Here is a 17,918-nt window from a genome sequence, read left to right as displayed (position 1 = left end):
GCTCCTCTTTGCATGAAATCTTAATGGCATGGACGTTGAAAACCTATATGGTCTCCCGCTTGCTAAAAGCCCGGGTGCAGGCGGGGTCGGTCCCAGGGGGAGAGAGGGGAGCGGCTGGGTTTGTATCGCATGGGGCCGCTCCCCCTCGGGGGAAAGCGAGGCGATGCGCTACTGCGCGTCCGCCATAGTGTCGGCGAGCTCCTTGTACCAGAGTGCCGACTGCTTGATGTAGCGTTTTTGCGTGTCGAAGTCGATGTAGAACAGGCCGTAGCGCTTGTTATAGCCATTGGCCCACGAGAACTGGTCCTGCAGGCTCCAGATAAAGTAGCCCTGGACGTCGACGCCCTCGGCACGCGCCTGGAGCACCTTCTCCATGTGCTGGTCGACAAAGTCGATGCGCTCGGGATCGGCGACGATGCCGTTTGCGTCGGGCTCGGGGTCCTTGTGGCCCAGGCCGTTTTCGGTGATATAGATGACGGGGAGGTTGGGATAGGTGGCGCTGATGTGCTTGAGCGTGTCGTAGAGGCCTTGCGGGTAGATGAGCCAATCCCAGTCGGTGGTGGGGATACCCGGCATATCGACCTGCTGCCCGACGCCCTTAAACTTAAAGCACGAGGTGCCCTTGTCTCCGGTGCCGTTAAAGCTGTTGGTGGACTCGCCATCGTAGGCGGCGATAAACGCCGACTGATAGTAGTTGAGGCCGAACATATCGTTGCGGGGCGCCGCCTTGGCGAGCTCCTCCATGTCGCTGTCCTCAACCGTAAGCGTGGCGTTGTTGGCACGCAGAATCTCGTTGATGAGTGAGAGGGTGCGCGCGGAGTAGTGACCCAGGAAGGCGCCGTCCATGATGAAGTCGGTGTAGAAGGCGTTGTACAGGTCGGCGGCGTGCTGGTCGGCGGGCGAGTCTGTGGCAGGATATGCCGGCGTCAGGACGTTGACCATGCCAATGCGTCCGCCCAGGTGCTCGGTCTCGTCAAGATCCTTATACAGGTTGACGGCGCGGGCGTGGGCAACGAGCTCGTTGTGCTGGCTCTGGATGCCGCTCGTCACATCAAAGTGATGGTTGGGCGGGAAGTTGCCTTGGATGTATTGGGAGTGCGAGAGGCTGATGAGCTCGTTGATGGTGAACCAATTCTTGACCTCGCGGAACTCGCGGAAGCAGAACTCGGCATAGCGCACATAGGCGTCGACGGTCTTGCGGTTGAGCCAGTCGCCCTGGTTGAACAGGGCGGCGGGGGAGTCAAAGTGATGCAGGGACACATAGGGCTCGACGCCATACTTTTTGCAGCAGGCGAACAGCTCGTGGTAGTGCTTAACGCCCTCGGCGAGGGGCTCGGCATCGTCGCCGTTGGGGAAGATGCGGGTCCAGGCGATGGACACACGGATGGCGTTGAGTCCATGCTCGGCAGAAAGGCGGATATCCTCCTCGTAGCGGTTGTAGAAATCACTGGCCGGGTCGGGCAAAAAGCGACCCTGGGCGACAAGGTAATCGTCCCACATGGTCTTACCCTTGCCTGCCACCTTCGTGGAACCTTCCGTTTGGTACGCGGCGGTTGCGGCGCCCCAAACAAAGCCCTTCGGCAGCTGCTGTACGCGGTTTAGCAAAGACATATGCATACACCCTCTCGTCTCGCTGTTCGATATTGTGCGTTTGCGCTCAGGAGGCTCCCTGGTTAGCGTTCAGCGGTGAAAAAGCCCGATAAACACTATCTTAAAATGATTAGAACCAAAATGAGCACGTGAACATTTGACAATGAGCACGTTAACATCCGGCTGGGATGTATAGAAACAAAACAACTTCAAACAGCCGCGAACGGTTGTATTTGTTCGGTAAGCGGTTTTGATTGACAGAAGTTTTCATGTTGTGGTATATGGCTCGGGTATCATGAGCACGTTATCAATGTATGTACGATGCGCCATGGGCGCGGGGAATAGTTGGGAAGCAGGTTAGCGTGGAAGGCATGGCTCAGCAGACAAGGAATGGTCATTCGGCGAGCGCGGCAGAAGTTGCGGCGCTCGCTGGCGTGAGCCGCCAGACTGTGTCTCGCGTGGTCAACGGTATGCCCAACGTGACGGAAAAGACGCGCAAGCGTGTGCTGGCCGCCATGGAAGAGCTGGGCTTTCGTCCCAATTTTGCTGGAGCGGCGTTGCGCGGCGGGTCGTATCGTTCTATTGGCCTGTGCATGTACAACATCACACGTGTCGGTAACCTGGCGACGCTCGAGGGTATCATGCAAGCGGCGCGCGAGCACGATTTTGCCGTCACTATGATCGAGATGGGCGGCGACAAGCCCTATACACTTGCCGATGCCTCGCGCCGCATGGTCGAGCGACCCGTCGACGGCATGATTCTCAACATGAACCGCATGGCTCCCGATTTTGAGGAGTTTGTTCCCCAGCCGGGAGTGCGAACGGTCATCCTGTCCATGTATGCGCATCCGCGCTGCACGACGATCGACTCCGACCAGTATGGTTCGTGCGAGCTGTTGACCAATTATCTGCTGGAACATGGTCACTCGAATATGCGGTTTGTGGCGGGTCCGGAAAACTCGATTTCCTCGCGTTTTCGTGAGGCCGGTTGGCGCGATACGCTGGGTCGTGCTCATGTCGATGCCGCTCCGATGCTGCGTGGCGATTGGAGTGCGGACAGTGGGTACGCCATGGGCGAGCGGATTGCGGCCGAGGTGCTTGCCGGCGGGTCGCAGGCGCCGACTGCCGTGCTTGCGGCAAATGACCAGATGGCGCTGGGCGTTATCGCCGCGCTCGAGAACGCGGGCCTGTCCGTGCCCGACGACGTGAGCGTGGTTGGTATCGACGACGCACTCGAGGGACTTGTTCCTCACAATCGACTGACGACGCTGCGATTTGATTTGCGCGGTGTCGGTAAGCTTGCGTTTGAGGCGGCGATTGGAGAGAGCTCGTCTATCGAGGCGATTCATGTGCCGAGTACGCTGGTCGAACGCTCGACTGTTAGGGACATACGGGGTTAGGTCCTACTCCGTTTGTCTCGATTTGTAACAGGTAGACGGTCAAAAGCGGGCTACGTGTTACAGATTTAGATTCTTCGGAAAGAGCAATCCTGTTCGTCTCAATCTGTAACAGCTAGGACCAAAAAACTCGGCTAGATGTTACAGATCGAGACAAACGGCTCCCGACCAGCCCAAAAACAAAAAGACCGGGGGCGGCGCGCCGTGTGACGTGCCGCCCCCGGCTGAGAAATGGGGACAGGTTGTGTGAGCGGGCAACCCCGCCAGCCACTAGTCCAGACGACGGGTCTGCGCCACGTGCTTGTACCAGTAGGCGCTTGCCTTGGGCGTGCGCTTCTGGGTTTCAAAGTCAACGTAAAAGAAGCCGTAACGCTTGTTGTAGCCATTGGTCCAGGAGAACTGATCCTGCAGGCTCCACAGGAAGTAGCCGCCCACGTTGACGCCCACCTCCATGGCCTTGAGCAGCCAACGCAGGTGCTGCTCGATGTAGTCGATGCGCGGCTGGTCGTCCACAAAACCGTTCTTGTAGGGGTCCTTGTAGCCCATGCCGTTCTCGGTGATGAAGATCTGCTTGTAGTTGGGGTAGCGCTGCTTAATGTAGACGAGCAGATCGAACAGGCCCTCGGGATAGATGATCCAGTCCCAGTCGGTGGTGGGGATGCCAGGCTTGTTCACATGCTCGCCAATACCCTTAACGCGCCAGCGGCCGGTGCCCTTCTCGCCCGTACCGTTGTGGTGCAGGTCGTTCTCGCCGTCGTAGGCCTTCAAGAAGCGGCACTGATAGTTGTTAACGCCCAGGTAGTCGTTGTAGAGCGCTGCCTCGCGCATAATCTCGAGGTCCTCGTCCAGGATCTCGATGGTGCCGCCCGAGACGGCAGCCAGGCGGTTGGCGCACTCGAGGGTGTCGGGCGCGTAGTCGCCGCGGAAGGTGGCGTCGAGCAAAAACTGGTTTTGCAGCACGTGCTCGTTGTTGGCGGCTTTGATGTCGGCGGGGTCGTTTTCGTTGAGCGGGTACTTGAACTCCAACGACTGAATGACGCCGATTTTGCCCTTAAAGCCGCCGTTGTGGAAGGCCAGCACTGCCTTGGCGTGGGCGAGCATCATGTTGTGCTCGCACTGGAAGGCCTCGGCAAGATGCGCCTTGACGCCACCGGGGAAGGTGCCCTCGATGTAGGTGTTGGAGGCATCGGCCCAGATCTCGTTAAAGGTGAACCAGTAGGTCACCTGGTCGGCGTACTCCTTAAAGCAGAAGGTGGCAAAGTCCACAAAGGCATCGATGGTCTCGCGGTTGAGGAAGTCGCCCTTCTCAAAGAGGGGAAGCGGCGTATCGAAGTGATGCAGCGTGACAAACGGCTCAACGTGGTGCTTGTGGCACTCGGCGAAGAGATCGTGGTAGAACTGCACGCCCTCGGGGTTGATTTCGCCGGTGCCGTTGGGGAAGATGCGGCTCCAGGCGATGGAGAGGCGAATGCCGTTGATGCCAAACTCCTCGCACAGCTCCAGATCGACGGGGTACTGGTTGTAGAAGTCCGAAGCGGGATCGGGGGAGAAGCGCCCCTGGGCCTCCAGGAAGTCGTCCCAGGCGACCTTGCCCTTACCGTGGGTACGGGTCTCGCCCTCTACCTGGTAGGCAGCAGTGGCGCCGCCAAAGATAAAGTCCTCGGGAAACTGCGCGGGCGGGTTGGTGACGCTAACAGGGTTAACGGACATGATGATCCAATCGTCTAAATCGAAGGGCCAGCCGGCTGTTGATGGTCGACTGGCCCTGGGCGTTAGTTACTTCGAGAGTTGCTCGCTTACGAAGGCGAGAGACTTATCGCCGTTCTGGGAGAGCTCGATGTACTGCTTGCCGCGGCAGGCGACGCACTTGTTGCCCACGCGCCCGCAGTCCTTCTGCAGGTCTGCCAGGTAGCTTGCGGCCTGCGGGGCCAGGACGACCAGGTCAAAGTCGGGGAGCATATCCACGTGGTTGCCATAGGCCTCGGCAGCGGTTTCGAGGTTAATGCCGCGCTCCTTGGCAGCCTTGGCCAGCGCGTTGGCGAGCAGACCCGAGGTTCCGCCACCCTGGCAGAGCACGAGCACGCGCTTGCCGTTGAGGTCGCTGGCGGTCGTTGCCTCGGCAGCGGGTGCTGCAGAAGCGGCAGGGGCGTCGGCCTTCACGGCCTCGGCTGCGGCGCCGGCGGCAACGCTCTTGGCATCGGCCTTGCCCTGGAAGGCGTCGTTGAGCTTGGCGGCCTTCTCGGCGTTCTTGGCGGCGAGCTCCTCCTGGGAGATCTCGGCCTCCTCGGCGCACTTCTGGGCGTCATAGGCACGGAAGAACGGATAGTACAGGACAAAGTCGACGACCAAGATGAGGGCGAGCATCACAAAGGCGAGCGGCTGGAAGCCCAAGCCCATGATGGTGCCGATGGGGCCGGGGACAGTCCAAGGCAGGGTGTACATAAAGCCGTTCATGCCCAAGAAGTCGATAAAGATCTTGAGGATCCAGATGTTGGCGATCGGGGCAAAGACAAACGGGACAAAGAAGACGGGGTTGAGCACGATGGGTGCGGCGAACAGCAGCGGCTCGTTGACAGCAAAGCAGACCGGGACGATGGCGGCCTTACCGACGGCGCGCATCTCCTGAGACTTGGCCAGGAAGCAGAACATAAAGACCAGGACGAGCGTGGCACCGGTGCCGCCCATGCAGACGACGAAGTACTGGGCACCCTGGGTCAGGACAGCGGAAGCGTGCTGACCGGCCTGGAACGCAGCCAGGTTGTCGGTCATGTTGGCAACGAGGGCGGCGGCGATGGCGGGCTCGACGATCGAGGGGCCGTGGACGCCCACGAACCAGAAGAGGCTCATGGCGCCGTAGATTACAGCGAGGCCGATGTAGCCGTCGGCAGCGGTGAACAGGGGCTGGAACACCTGGATGACGCCCTGGGCAAAGCAGAAGCCAAAGGCGGCGCGGAAGACGATGTCAAAGACCCAAAAGACGGTGATGCAGACGGAGAAGGGGATGATGTCCTTAAAGGTCTGCGAGATGTTGGGCGGAACCTGCTCGGGCATCTTGACGGTGATGTTGCGCTTGATAAAGAACTTGTAGATGATGCCGGTCACAAATGCAGCGATGAAGGCAGTCAGCAGGCCTTTGGAACCAAGATAGGTGGTGTTGAAGCCGCTGGCGGCGTCCGTGGCGATCGTGTCGCTCGAAAGGAGCAAGAAGCCGATGATGGCCGCGCACATGCACGAGATGAAGTTGATCTGGTTGTTCTTGGGCAGGTCGCGATTCTGGGCGTCGGCGAAGTGCTTGGCGGTGGTGGCGGCACAGGCGATGGCCAGGATGCCCATGGAGTAGTTGTAGCACTTCCACAGGGCGTTGTTGATGTCATCGGGCCAGTAGAAACCCCAGATGTTGGGGACCGAAGCTACCAGGCAGAAGATGGACGAGAAGATGATGATGGGGATGACGGAGATAAAGCCGTCGCGGATCGCCTTGAGGTACTTGTTGCGGGCGATCGCGTTGAAAAAGGGCTGGCCTTTTTCGATGGTGGCGATGAGTTGCTCCATGCAAAGCTCCTAAGAGTCGGTGGGTTAGCAACGATAGTAGCTTTTGACGTTTGGTTGCCAAAATGTTGACGTTGCCATTTTGCGACACAAAAAAGGTGCGAACCGGTGGCCCCTGTGCCTGCGGACCGTCGATTCCTTGCGTGTAAACGTGTGAGCCGCCCGGTGGCTCTGTGTTTGCGCAATGGCAACGTTAACATTTGGGAGCCAAAAGCCGTTTGGGGAAGCAAAAATGTCGGTGAACGGTAGGTTTTGGGTGGTGAGCGTATGGTGGGGGAGGCGTTGGATATACTTGAAGGCGTTAAAAATGACTGCGTAGGGTGCCACCAATGGCATCGTCGACATAGAAAGATCGACCTATGGCCGCTGTTAAAAAATCGGTTTCCGTTAAGGATGTGGCGCGTCTCGCGGGCGTCTCGGAGCAGACGGTCTCGCGTACGGTGCACGATTCGCCCAGCGTGCGCCCCGAGACCAAGGAGCGCGTGCGTGCCGCCATGCGCGAGCTGGGGTATCGCCCCAATTTTGCCGGTCGATCGCTGCGCCGCGGTAAGTTTAAGACCGTCGGCGTCGCTATGTTCAACATTACCGGCACCGGCAACCTCGACCGTATGGAGGGCTTTGCCGCCGCCGCCGACAAACACGGCTACGCCATCACCCTCACTAAAGTAGATGGGCATCCGTATACCCTCGAGAGCGCATCGTCGCGTATGAGCGCACTGCCGGTGGACGGTATGGTCGTGATTATGAACCGCATGCCGGCGGACTTTGGCACCTTTGAGCCGCTGCCCGGTATGCAGACGGTGCTCGTTACCATGCTGGAGCACCCGCTGTGCTCGACGGTCGATAACGACCAGTTCGATTGCTCGCGCCAGGTGGTCGAGTACTTGCTGGAGCAGGGGCACAAGACCGTGCACTTTATCTCGTGTCCCGAGCGCTCGCTTTCGGGCATGCGACGCGAGGAGGGCTGGCGTGAGACATTGCGTGCGCATGGTATTGAGCCGCCGCGACTCGTCCGTGGCGATTGGACGGCACAGAGCGGATATGCCGCCGGCCAGGTGCTTGCGGATGATCCGACCTGCACGGCCATTTATGCATCCAACGATGCCATGGCCTACGGCTGCATTCGCGGACTCGAGTCGCGCGGAAAGCGCGTGCCCGAGGACGTGAGTGTGGTGGGTGTTGATGACAGCCTGGGCGATATCGTGCCCGACCGTCGCCTGACCACGGTGCGCTTTGACAACAAACGCGTCGGCATGTGGGCGGTCGACAAGATTGCCGGCGCCGAGGGCGCTGCACCCGGTGTGGAGCACATGCTGTTTCCGGGCGTGCTCGTCGAGGGCGATACGGTGCGCGATGTACGCTAGGGCGCGGGTCTGTTTGGGTTGCCGCTAATTGTGTTCGATATTGTTCAGATTGGTTTAAAAACCGTTCACGGACGAATAGTGACCGTTCATAGCTCAAAATTACGTTTTGCGCTGTTCTTTTTTGTTTGAATGTTATTGTTTCTGTCATACACAACGCAGCGCGTATGCCCGGACGCGATGCTCTCCATTGGTTCATATGTGAAAGGAACGCAATATGGCAACCAAAGAAGAAATCTCGATGGTTGGATTCGAGATTGTCGCATACGCAGGTGACGCCCAGACCGATCTGCTTGCAGCGCTCGATGCTGCTCGCGAGGGTGACTTTGAGAAGGCCGAACAGCTGCACAAGGATGCCAGCGATGCACTTATCGGCGCCCACGACACGCAGACCAAGCTGCTTTCGCAGGAGGCCGGCGGTGGCGAGATGGAGATGACCTTCATCATGGCTCACGCTCAGGACACTCTCATGACCACTATGATCCTGGAGAAGCAGGCCCGCTTTACCATCGATGCCTACAAGCGCATCGCTGAGCTCGAGGCCAAGCTCGCCTAACGAGCCCTCACAACCAAGTTCCCTTCCAAAAGCCCTGCCGCACCCGCGACAGGGCTTTTTCTGTCCTCCTCCAAGTTGCGGTGAAATAAGGACTGAATAGGGGCCGGCGGGCGCAAAACAATCCCTATTCCACCGCAACTCATCCCGAGATAGTCATTGGGTGTTCCTATAGTTTTGTCAACCGTCGGGGCTACTCCCGGTAGGGCACCCGGTCGCGCATCACGGCGTATATCGCCCTGAGCCGCTTCCTCGCGACGGCCTTGAGCGCCCGCCCGTGCCCCATGCCCCGCGCCCTGCAGGCCCGGTAGTACTCGCCGTAGCGCCCCGAGGACCTCACCAGGCTGTTGCACGAGAAGATCAGCAGGGACTTGAGCCTCGCGTCGCCGCGCCTGGACGCCCTGACCGACCTCACCGACGTGCCGGAGCTCCTCACCCTCGGGGCTATGCCGCAGTACGAGGCCAGGTGGTCGTGGTCCGGGAACCTCGCGATGTCGACCGACACCGCGAGCTGCGCCGCCGTCCTCGGCCCGATGCCGGGCACGGTGAGCAGGCACGCGTAGGTCTCGTCGCCCTCGAGCAGCGCCGCCGTCTCGGCCTCGAGGGCCCCGGCCTCGTCGAGGGCCTCCGATATCCGGGCGGCCAGGAACCTGACCTGCCTGTTCTCGGCCTCGACGAGCGCCGGCGGGGGCGCGGTGGAGGCGGCCGCGGCCTCCCCGGCGGCCTCGGCCCGCGGGCCCCCGGCCCCGGAGCGGGCGATCCCCCACGCCCCGCCGAACCCGGCGAGCAGCTCCAGCCACCGCCGGTCCGACAGGTCGACCGCGGCCTCGAGGGCCGGGCAGGACTCGAGCAGCACCGCGCGCAGGCGGTTCTTGTCCCTGGTCGCGCAGGCGACGACGTGGTCGCGCTGCGACGAGAGGGCGCGGGCGGCCTCGAGGGCCTCGCCGCGGCCCGGGACCCCCGACAGGGAGTCCGGCACGCCCAGGGCGGTCCGCGCGATCACCGCGGCGTCGCGCTCGTCGGTCTTGGCCTCGCCGGCGAACAGGCCCGCGGCGCGGCTGGCGGCGAGCCCGGGCAGGTGGGCGACCCCGAGCCCCGCGGCGCGGGCCCGCCTCACGGCGAGGGACCCTATGTTGCGGAACTGGTCGACGACGACGAGCGTGCCGGCGGGCGCGGAGGCGAACAGCGCGTCGAGCTCGGCCTCCCTGTTGCGGACGGGGGCGCTGGCCAGCACCTCCCCGTCGCGGTCGATCAGGCAGGCCCAGTGCGATGACTTGCCGACGTCCAGGCCGAGCACGGCCGCGGGCCTGGTGGATGGCGCTTTCACGGTGGTATCCTTCCGGTAGTCGTTCGACCGGATGGCCTCCCCCTCGGCACTCACATTACCAGCCGCGGCGCCTGCCCGGCACTTTCCTATCAGCCGTCGGGGGCGGCGCGTCCCGCGCCGGCAGCACCCAACGGGCCCTCTCGGGGGCAGGGACGTTCGGCCGTGCGCGGGCGCCCGGTCGGCGGCCCGTTCTGGGCGCGCCTCAATCGTAGCCCGAGACGGTCCCGGGCTGACAATTTCGACTGTAATGGACGTTCTTAAACGACTGGTCATTGGGGACAGTCTTGGTGCGCTCCGTTCGTCCTCCCGTTCGATTTTTGCTCGGTGGGTATACTTCCATCCGCAATACAGGCCGGAATGAGGAGGTATCCAAATGCCGGACAACGGATTGATTCAAAAGAAAGATGCGCACGAGATGGCTCATGGGCGTCCTGTCCAGATAACCGAGCACACGGCGGTAACCGAGCTGCAGCCCAGTCTGTCCGATGTCGTGTGCGCAAACAAAAAGCTGCAGATTGGCTTTATCGTTGCGCTCGTGGTCCTGGCGCTGCTGTCGGGCTTTGTAGCTCGTCCGCATTTCGCCGATACCAAAACTTGGGACTCCACCATCGAGGTCATCGACCAAAAGAAGGGTAACGTACTGGCGCTCACGACCTCGTGCGTGGCGCTGTCTGCGGGCATTACCGCGCTGCCGGGTGATACGGGAACGCCGGTTGCCGAGCAGCTCGCGCAGCTTTCAGGCAACCTTGGTATCGTGCTTGCCGTGCTCTACCTCGAGAAATACCTGCTAACCATTTTGTGGTCGGTTGGCTTGGGCATCTTAATCCCGTTTGCGTTGGTGCTCTTTGCGGTGTCGCTCGGCATTCACGGGCGCTGGAGCACGAGCGCTGTCCTGCGCCGTGTGGCGACACGCGTGCTGGTAGTTGCCGTGATCGGCATGGCGTTGGTGCCTGCAAGCGTTTGGGTGTCGCAGAAGGTCGATGAAACGTATCGCGTAAGTATTGAGCAAGCTGAGCAAAAGGCTGCGGACGCTGCGGACGCGGCCGACACCACGGACAAGTCAGCCGAGACCAGCTCAAAATCGAACAAGAAAAAATCCGAGGCCACGGAGTCCAAAAACGTGCTCGAGCAGTTGACTGATGGGGCCTCGAGCCTTGTTACGTCGGTGACCAGCGGTGCCAAGCAGATGACCGACGAGATCGTGCAGCAGGTGACCGACCTCATCGAAGGCGTCATCGTGATGATCGTGACTTCGTGCGTTATCCCGCTGCTGGTGCTCGTGGCGTTCCTGTGGCTGGGACACGTACTGCTGGGGATCGATATTTCCGGCCCGGCGAACTATTTGACGGGCCGCTTTCTGAGTGCTCCGTCCAAGCACGCCAAATAGGGTGGGCAGTCCGAGTAGCTAAAACAGCTGTATATACCGGGGAATACCGCCGAAGGGCGGCCGAGACACGTTCTTGGCCGCCCTTTTGTTTGTTGAACACATGGTCGCTACGTCCGCGCCCGGCTCAAACGGTCAGCAATCATCCGTGAACGATATTTGTTCAAAAAAGAACAAAGATAAACAAATAGTTGTTGCAGTTACTGTTCGAATGTGTTCAAATAAACATGAACAGTGAAGAACCGCACATTCAGATGCCCGGACCTGAACGCGATTCAACACTTCCAAACAGAAACTACGCACCTGCGTATCTCTCAAGGAGGATGTCATGAGGGTTGTAATCGCTTCCGATGCCGACGGTATGTCGATGAAGGAGTCCATCAAGGAGATGCTCATCGCCGACGGTCACGAGGTCGTCGACTATTCCGAGACCCCTGCCGCGGACTTTGTCGATTCCGCGACCGCCGTTGCCAAGGACCTGCTGGAGCACAAGGATTCCCAGGGCTTCGCATTCGATAAGTACGGCGTCGGCTCCTATATGGCCGCCGTCAAGATCAAGGGCATGGTCGTCGCCAACATTTCCGACGAGCGTTCCGCTTACATGACCCGCGAGCACAACGGCTCGCGCATGGTCACCATGGGCCCGGGCGTTGTGGGCACCGAGGTCGCCAAGAAGATCGCCCGCGAGTTCCTGCGTGCACAGTACGCCGGCGGCCGTCACCAGATCCGTGTCGACATGCTCAACAAGATGGCCTAACGAGAGCCACCGAGAACTCGAACTTCTACCTCAACTTGTGAATTCAGACGAAAGGACGTTCTGATGAAGAAGACCATCGCAATCGGTTGCGACCATATCGTTACGGACGAGAAGATCTATCTGGCCGACCGCCTGGAGCAGGCTGGTTACAAGGTGCTCGACTGCGGCACCTACAGCCACACCCGTACGCACTATCCCATCTACGGTAAGGCCGTGGGCGAGGCTGTTGCCAGCGGCAAGGCCGACTTTGGCGTGGCCCTGTGCGGCACCGGCATCGGCATCACCAACGCCGTCAACAAGGTTCCCGGCGCCCGCTGCGCCCTGGTCCGCGACATGACCTCTGCCCTGTATGCCCGTCGCGAGCTCAACGCCAACATCGTGGGCTTTGGCGGCAAGATTACCGGCGAGTTCCTGATGGCCGATATCATGCTTGCCTTCCTGGAGGAGCCCTACGAGAAGACCCCCGAGCACGATGCCCTGATCGCCAAGATCGATGCCTGCAATAAGGCCGACGCCGAGGCTCAGGCTGACCCGCACTTCTTTGACGAGTTCCTCGAGAAGTGGGACCGCGGCGAGTACCACGACTAAGGAGGTTACGCGGTTTTACCAAACCGCGTAACGGGTCGACGCTGCGAAGCCATCTGGTGGGCAATCTGCCGTTCAGCTTCGGCGGCATGACCAGAAGGTCAATGCCGCCTCGCTTCACGGCACCTTGCCTCACCAGCTGGCTTCTCGCTGACGTTGAGGTGACCTGTGGGGTTACCGCTGTTGTTGCGAAGATTTCCGATACGGCGAGCTGCTCCGATAACACGTTTGCTTGCTTGGCTTGAGTGCTTCGCTCTTGGCTGTACTTGGCGATTTGCAGCTTTTCAATTGACGGCTCGCGTTTCTGTGAGGGGGCGCGGGCCGGTTTTCTATCAGCCCTATTGACTTGGCGGGCTGTCGTAAGAAAGGGAAGGCTCCTATGGAGTTTGTTCTTGATAACGGTTCTATCCGCGTAGCACTGAGCACGGCGGGCGGGTCGTTCACTTCTATTGCGGCCAACGGCCGTGAGTACCTGTGGCAGGGTGACCCGGCGGTCTGGTCGGGCCAGGCACCCATTTGTTTCCCGATCTGCGGCGGCCTTCGTGACGGTCGCGCAATGACCACGGGCGGCCGCGAGGTCAAGCTCGCCCGCCACGGCTTTGCTCGCAAGCAGGAGTGGAAGCTCGAGGAGCAGAGCGACAACATGGTTGCGCTGAGCTTAAGCTCTGCCGACCATGCCGAGTTGCTCGAGCAGTACCCGTATCCGTTTAAGATCGTTGCTCGTTACACGATCGATGCGGAGAAGGTGGCCGTGTCGTACGAGGTGACCAATGAGGGCACCGAGGACATGCCGTTCTTTGTGGGCGGTCACCCTGGCTTTAAGTGCCCGCTTGACGAGGGCGAGTCCTACGACGACTACGAGCTTCGTTTTGAGCAGCGTGAGGCCACCGAGCTCTGTACTGCCGTTCCCTCGACGGGCCTGATTGATGTTGAGCATCGCAGCAAGAACCCCATGATCGGCCATGACCTGCCGCTTACCCACGAACTCTTCGACTTCGCGGAGACCATCTTTGACGTGCTCGAGAGCCGCGTGGTTACGCTGACCAAGAAGACCGAGGACAAGGGCGTGCGCCTGACGTTCCCCGATATGCCGTACCTGATTGTGTGGAGCAAGCCCGAGGGTGACTTTGTGGCCGTGGAACCGTGGGGCGGCCTGTCCACCTGCTCCGACGAGGACGATATTCTGGAGCACAAGCGTGGCTGCCTGGAGGCCAAGCCGGGAGAGACCGTCACCCGCGGCTTTGAGATCGAGATCCTTTAACGAGTTATCGTATGTTTGGGGCGGGTTATGCCGCCCCGGAACAGGAGTTCAACATGATTCTGACCGTTACCATGAACCCGTCGATTGATACGCGCTATCAGCTCGACAAGTTGATCATCGACGACGTGAACCGTGTGACGCCCGAAAAGACCGCTGGCGGCAAGGGCCTCAACGTGAGCCGTGTGCTGCTGCAGTTGGGCGACGATGTGCTCGCGACCGGTCTGCTCGGCGGACACATGGGTGCCTATATGGCCGAGCTTATGGATGCCGACGGCGTCAAGAACGACTTTGTGCCCATCGCCGGTGAGACGCGCATTTGCCTGAATATTCTGCACGAGGGTAATCAGACCGAGCTGCTGGAGAGCGGCCCGCAGATCGCTCCGGCCGAGCTCGAGGCCTTTACGGCCAAGTTTGCCGAGCTTGCAGCGAAGGCGGACGTTGTGACGCTTTCGGGCTCGCTGCCGCGTGGCGTCGATGCCGGCTACTATGCCGAGCTCGTCAAGATCGCCGAGGAGGCGGGCGCCAAGGTGCTGCTCGACACTTCGGGTGCATCGCTGGAGGCCGCGCTGGAGTCCGACGCTAAGCCTGAGCTCGTAAAGCCCAACCTGACCGAGATTAACGGCCTACTGGGTACGTCCTTTACGACCGATGATGTCGATGCCCTGCGCGAGGCGCTTGCCGCCGATGACCGTTTTGCCGGTATCCCCTGGGTTGTCGTTTCGATGGGCGCTGCCGGTTCGGTGGGCTTCCATGAGGGTCGCGCGTTCCGCGCCAAGACGCCCGCGATTGCGGCTGTGAACGCAACGGGTTCCGGCGACTCGACCATCGCCGGCTTTGCACATGCCATTGCTGCTGGCGCCGACGACGTCACGGTGCTCAAGACCGCCAATACCTGCGGCAAGCTCAACGCCATGGATCCCAAGACCGGCCACCTGGTCATGGACCGCTGGGACGAGATCTTCAACAACGTTGTCGTGACTGAACTTTAAGGTTACGGCGTTTTACCAAACGCCGTAACGGCTCGACGCTGCAAACCCGCCAGAGCGGCAATCTGCCTTTCAACTTCGGCGGCATGACCAGAAGGTCAATGCCGCCTTGTTTCAAGGCACCTTGCTCGCTCTGGCGGGTTTTCGCTGTCGTTGCCAAAACATCGGCGTTGCCTTGTCGCAAGTAGTCATCGGGGACGTTCTTTAATGACTAGTCGTTTAAGAACGTCCCCGATGACTACACTCAAAAAACGGTGCCCGTCGGCGATATTGCCGGCGGGCACCGTTGTCGTGTAGGTGGCTATGTCGTGTGGGCTGCTGTTGAACGTTCGGGCCCGTGCTCTACAGCGAGTCGATAAAGCGCTGTTGGGCGGCGCGTCCCGCCTCGTCCCACTTAAAGACGCCGGCGTTGTCGAGCACGTGGCCAAACACCACGCCGACCTCTTCGTGCAGGATATCGATGGCGTTGTCCGCCGTGAGCTCATCGGCGCGGCGGGCATAGACGTCCTCGGCCCATGCGGCGTGGCTGTGGCAAAGGTCGTCGCCCTCGAGCGCGGCGGCAAGGTCGTAGCTGGCATCGGCCTTGGCCGCCAGCAGGTGCTCGCGGACAGCGCCGAGCTCGGGGACCAAGCGCGGCGGTAAAATCGCCAGGCCCATGACCTCGATCAGGCCGATGTTCTCCTTCTTGATATGGTGGTACTCGGCATGCGGGTGGAAAACGCCCAGCGGATGTTCGTCGGTCGTGATATTGCAGCGAAGCGCCAGGTAGGCCTCGTAAATCTCGCCGCCGGCATTGCCGCGGGAGTCGACGCGGCGGATGACGGGCGTCACGGTGTTGTGCGCCACGCCATCGGCCGTGTGCGCGATGACGCCCACAGACTCATCGGTCCACTCGCGCCAGGCGAGGATAATCTTCTCGGCAGCGTCGAGCAGCTGGGCGCGGTCATGCGAGCGCAGGCGCAGCACCGAGAGCGGCCACTGCAGCACGGTACCGGTGACCTGGTCAAAGCCGGGCACGCTAAACTGCGAGACCTCGGCGGCATGCATCATGGGGAACTCGTGCGCACCGCCCTGGAAGTGGTCGTGCGACAGAATCGAGCCGCCCACGATGGGCAGATCGGCGTTGGAGCCAATAAAGTAGTGCGGGAACAGGTCGACAAAGTCGAGCAGGCAGGTCAGGCCCTTGCGGTCGACGTGCATCGGGCGATGCTCGGAGCTCATGGCAATGCAGTGCTCGTTAAAGTACGCGTACGGGCTGTACTGGAAGCCCCAGCGCTCGCCGTCGAGCTGGATGGGAATAACGCGCAGGTTCTGACGGGCGGGATGAGCGCCGCCGTCGGCTGCGGCGGAGCGTCCGGGGTAGCCCTCGTTCTCGATGCAGAGCTGACAGGCGGGATACTTCTCGCCCGTGTTTTTGGCGGCACCGGCTGCGGCAATATCGCGCGGGTCCTTTTCGGGCTTTGACAGGTTGATAGTGATCTCCAGGTCACCCCAGTTGGTGGGGGTGTTCCATTTGATATTGCGCGCGATGGCGGCGCGGCGCACGTAGCCGGCGTCGCAGCACAGACCGTAGAACCAGTCGGTCGCGGCGCGGGGCTCGTTGACGCCCATGCGGCCGTCGAACTCCTCGTTTACAACCGAAGGCCTCGGCATCAGCGCGCCCATGATGCGCATGGCGATGCGGTCGCGGCCCGACGCCGTGTCCTCGGCGGCGCCGTTGGCAACGGCGGCCTCGGCAAGCGCGGCGAGCGTGCCCTCCAGGTCAAAGTCAGGCAGGGTATCGGGGTGCAAGAGCGAGAGTTTCTCAACTTGGAGTGCCCAAGTCATGTCGAGTGCGGGGCCCGTGGCGCCGATGCACTCCAAAATGGTGTTGTATGCCCAGATGCGATCGTCCTGGCCGATCATCGATCGGTGGATAGCGTACTCGATCAGGTTCTGCGCGGCCTCGCGCACGTCAGTCATTACAGCCATGCCGCGTAAGCCCCCTTGTCAGAGATGGCGTAGTGACGGGCAGAGCCTTCGCCCAGCCAGCCGTTCATCTTGGCGATGAAGGTGTCGACCAGGTCGAGCGGCACGAAGGCCTGGATGGTGCCACCAAAGCCGCCACCGTGGATACGAACGGCGCCGCGGCCGTCGAGCACGTGCTCGGCCAGCGCCAGGGCATACATGGAAGGCTGCTCGGAGCCCAGCTTGGCAACGACATTCTGCAGGTACATGGCAGAGCTGGCGCCGGACTCGCGCGTCAGGACCAGGAACTGGTCGATGTCGCCGGCGTTCAGGGCTGCCCAGCGCTTGTCGACCAGGCCGTTCTCGTACCAGTAGTGAACGGCGCGCAGACAGGCACGGTCGCCCAGCTTGGCGCGCAGCTCGGGGAGCTTGGCGTCAAAGTCGGCAACGTCGACCTCGCACAGGCGTGCCTTGCCAAACTCGGCGGCGACGTCCTGCATCTCGCGCGGAACGGCGGCGTAGTCATCGGTGGCGGCCACGTGGTCGGCACCGACCTTAACGAGCACGAGCGCATAACCGTGATCCTCAAAGTTGAGCTCGAGCTTCTGGGTTTTAGGCTGAGCCTGATCCTCAAAGTCCATGTAGGCGAGGCCGCCCAAGCAAACGGCGGCCTGGTCCATCAGACCGCAGGGCTTGCCGTAATAGTTGTTCTCGGTGCGCTGGCTCATCTGGGCGAGCGCGACGGGCTCGATGGCGGGTGCGTCCCAGAGCGTCTCCATGGCGCGACCGTATGCCGCCTCGACAGCAGCGGAGCTCGAAAGACCGCCGCCCGAGGGGACGGAGCAGGTGAAGGCAAAGTCGAAGCCCTGGGGCTCAACGCCCAGAGAGGCGATTTCGTGGGCCATGCCGCGGACGAGGCTTGCGGACGTGCCCTTCTCGGACTCCTGAACATCTAGCGTATCGAGCGTGATCTCAAACGTAGGATAGCCCTCGTCGGCGACGCGAACCTTGTTGGAATCGGTCGCCACGGCAATGCCGTCGACGGCGACATCGAGCGAGCCGGCGATAACGTGACCGCCCTCGTGATCGGTGTGGTTGCCGCTGATCTCGGAACGGCCGGGCGCGTGCACATAGAGCACCTGGCGATCGCCGATGGGGCCAAACTCCTCCTCAAACAGCTTGGTGAGCGTGGCGAGTGTCTTTTCGTCGGGGGTGGTCATG

14 protein-coding genes are annotated in these 17,918 nt (G+C 61.2%); 8 read left to right on the top strand and 6 right to left on the bottom strand.

All coding sequences use genetic code 11. The features are described 5' to 3' along the window. Positions 1 to 168 precede the first annotated feature (168 nt). Entirely contained in the window at positions 169 to 1,617 is a 1,449-nt protein-coding gene (gene lacG, locus DWW73_RS05550; protein WP_006234822.1) for a 6-phospho-beta-galactosidase, read from the bottom strand. A gap of 344 nt (positions 1,618 to 1,961) precedes the next feature. Here lacG (DWW73_RS05550) and DWW73_RS05545 point away from each other — a divergent pair, with 344 nt between their 5' ends. Next, the gene (locus DWW73_RS05545; RefSeq protein WP_055310566.1) at positions 1,962 to 2,990 is read left to right on the top strand and encodes a LacI family DNA-binding transcriptional regulator; all 1,029 of its coding nucleotides are present in this window, start codon (positions 1,962 to 1,964) and stop codon (positions 2,988 to 2,990) included. 267 nt (positions 2,991 to 3,257) lie between these two features. On the opposite strand, the gene lacG (DWW73_RS05540) is transcribed toward DWW73_RS05545, so the two are convergent. Both lacG (DWW73_RS05540) and DWW73_RS05535 read right to left on the bottom strand, forming a co-directional pair. After that, positions 3,258 to 4,697, bottom strand: a complete 1,440-nt coding sequence (gene lacG / locus DWW73_RS05540) for a 6-phospho-beta-galactosidase (protein WP_117564765.1) — start codon at positions 4,695 to 4,697, stop codon at positions 3,258 to 3,260. Positions 4,698 to 4,763: 66 nt separating this feature from the next. Next, positions 4,764 to 6,539: a lactose/cellobiose PTS transporter subunit IIB gene (locus tag DWW73_RS05535; protein ID WP_117564766.1), complete on the bottom strand. Its 1,776-nt coding sequence runs from the start codon at positions 6,537 to 6,539 to the stop codon at positions 4,764 to 4,766. Positions 6,540 to 6,895: 356 nt separating this feature from the next. Between DWW73_RS05535 and DWW73_RS05530 the strand changes: the two genes are divergently transcribed. Next, positions 6,896 to 7,900, top strand: coding sequence for a LacI family DNA-binding transcriptional regulator (locus tag DWW73_RS05530; protein WP_117564767.1), 1,005 nt, complete (start codon positions 6,896 to 6,898; stop codon positions 7,898 to 7,900). 214 nt (positions 7,901 to 8,114) lie between these two features. Then, positions 8,115 to 8,453 (top strand): PTS lactose/cellobiose transporter subunit IIA, encoded by a 339-nt coding sequence (locus DWW73_RS05525; protein WP_055252615.1) that lies wholly within the window; start codon positions 8,115 to 8,117, stop codon positions 8,451 to 8,453. Between the two features lie 190 nt (positions 8,454 to 8,643). Here DWW73_RS05525 and DWW73_RS05520 read toward each other — a convergent pair whose 3' ends face one another. Beyond that, positions 8,644 to 9,777 (bottom strand): IS110 family transposase, encoded by a 1,134-nt coding sequence (locus tag DWW73_RS05520; protein ID WP_117646653.1) that lies wholly within the window; start codon positions 9,775 to 9,777, stop codon positions 8,644 to 8,646. A 373-nt stretch (positions 9,778 to 10,150) separates the two neighbouring features. On the opposite strand from DWW73_RS05520, the gene DWW73_RS05515 reads away from it, so the two are divergent. From DWW73_RS05515 to DWW73_RS05495, 5 genes are all read left to right on the top strand, one after another. Beyond that, positions 10,151 to 11,164: a hypothetical protein gene (locus DWW73_RS05515; RefSeq protein WP_055252625.1), complete on the top strand. Its 1,014-nt coding sequence runs from the start codon at positions 10,151 to 10,153 to the stop codon at positions 11,162 to 11,164. 325 nt (positions 11,165 to 11,489) lie between these two features. Next, on the top strand, positions 11,490 to 11,918 hold the full coding sequence (gene lacA, locus DWW73_RS05510; protein WP_006234830.1) for a galactose-6-phosphate isomerase subunit LacA: 429 nt from the start codon (positions 11,490 to 11,492) through the stop codon (positions 11,916 to 11,918). A gap of 63 nt (positions 11,919 to 11,981) precedes the next feature. Beyond that, on the top strand, positions 11,982 to 12,506 hold the full coding sequence (gene lacB / locus DWW73_RS05505; RefSeq protein ID WP_006234831.1) for a galactose-6-phosphate isomerase subunit LacB: 525 nt from the start codon (positions 11,982 to 11,984) through the stop codon (positions 12,504 to 12,506). Between the two features lie 376 nt (positions 12,507 to 12,882). Continuing rightward, positions 12,883 to 13,764 carry an aldose 1-epimerase family protein gene (locus DWW73_RS05500; protein WP_117564678.1) on the top strand — a complete coding sequence of 294 codons (882 nt, stop codon included), beginning with the start codon at positions 12,883 to 12,885 and terminating at the stop codon, positions 13,762 to 13,764. 53 nt (positions 13,765 to 13,817) lie between these two features. Further along, positions 13,818 to 14,753 (top strand): hexose kinase, encoded by a 936-nt coding sequence (locus tag DWW73_RS05495; protein ID WP_117564736.1) that lies wholly within the window; start codon positions 13,818 to 13,820, stop codon positions 14,751 to 14,753. 339 nt (positions 14,754 to 15,092) lie between these two features. Here the strand turns inward: DWW73_RS05495 and DWW73_RS05490 are convergent, their stop codons facing one another. Both DWW73_RS05490 and DWW73_RS05485 read right to left on the bottom strand, forming a co-directional pair. Continuing rightward, positions 15,093 to 16,721, bottom strand: a complete 1,629-nt coding sequence (locus DWW73_RS05490) for a UDP-glucose--hexose-1-phosphate uridylyltransferase (protein WP_233502326.1) — start codon at positions 16,719 to 16,721, stop codon at positions 15,093 to 15,095. Further along, positions 16,712 to 17,917 carry a galactokinase family protein gene (locus DWW73_RS05485; RefSeq protein ID WP_117564681.1) on the bottom strand — a complete coding sequence of 402 codons (1,206 nt, stop codon included), beginning with the start codon at positions 17,915 to 17,917 and terminating at the stop codon, positions 16,712 to 16,714. Before DWW73_RS05485 ends, DWW73_RS05490 begins: the two co-directional genes overlap by 10 nt. Position 17,918 lies beyond the last annotated feature (1 nt).

It is taken from the genome of Collinsella sp. AF16-8, from assembly GCF_003462695.1.
Classification (GTDB): Bacteria; Actinomycetota; Coriobacteriia; order Coriobacteriales; family Coriobacteriaceae; genus Collinsella.
This window is presented reverse-complemented; position numbering and strand designations above follow the sequence as displayed.

Excerpts from the sequence above, each read along its gene's own strand:
- lacG (WP_006234822.1), bottom strand. The coding sequence starts at position 1,617 with ATGCATATGTCTTTGCTAAACCGCGTACAGCAGCTGCCGAAGGGCTTT.
- DWW73_RS05545 (WP_055310566.1), top strand. The coding sequence starts at position 1,962 with ATGGCTCAGCAGACAAGGAATGGTCATTCGGCGAGCGCGGCAGAAGTT.
- lacG (WP_117564765.1), bottom strand. The coding sequence starts at position 4,697 with ATGTCCGTTAACCCTGTTAGCGTCACCAACCCGCCCGCGCAGTTTCCC.
- DWW73_RS05535 (WP_117564766.1), bottom strand. The coding sequence starts at position 6,539 with ATGGAGCAACTCATCGCCACCATCGAAAAAGGCCAGCCCTTTTTCAAC.
- DWW73_RS05530 (WP_117564767.1), top strand. The coding sequence starts at position 6,896 with ATGGCCGCTGTTAAAAAATCGGTTTCCGTTAAGGATGTGGCGCGTCTC.
- DWW73_RS05525 (WP_055252615.1), top strand. The coding sequence starts at position 8,115 with ATGGCAACCAAAGAAGAAATCTCGATGGTTGGATTCGAGATTGTCGCA.
- DWW73_RS05515 (WP_055252625.1), top strand. The coding sequence starts at position 10,151 with ATGCCGGACAACGGATTGATTCAAAAGAAAGATGCGCACGAGATGGCT.
- lacA (WP_006234830.1), top strand. The coding sequence starts at position 11,490 with ATGAGGGTTGTAATCGCTTCCGATGCCGACGGTATGTCGATGAAGGAG.
- lacB (WP_006234831.1), top strand. The coding sequence starts at position 11,982 with ATGAAGAAGACCATCGCAATCGGTTGCGACCATATCGTTACGGACGAG.
- DWW73_RS05500 (WP_117564678.1), top strand. The coding sequence starts at position 12,883 with ATGGAGTTTGTTCTTGATAACGGTTCTATCCGCGTAGCACTGAGCACG.
- DWW73_RS05495 (WP_117564736.1), top strand. The coding sequence starts at position 13,818 with ATGATTCTGACCGTTACCATGAACCCGTCGATTGATACGCGCTATCAG.
- DWW73_RS05490 (WP_233502326.1), bottom strand. The coding sequence starts at position 16,721 with ATGGCTGTAATGACTGACGTGCGCGAGGCCGCGCAGAACCTGATCGAG.
- DWW73_RS05485 (WP_117564681.1), bottom strand. The coding sequence starts at position 17,917 with ATGACCACCCCCGACGAAAAGACACTCGCCACGCTCACCAAGCTGTTT.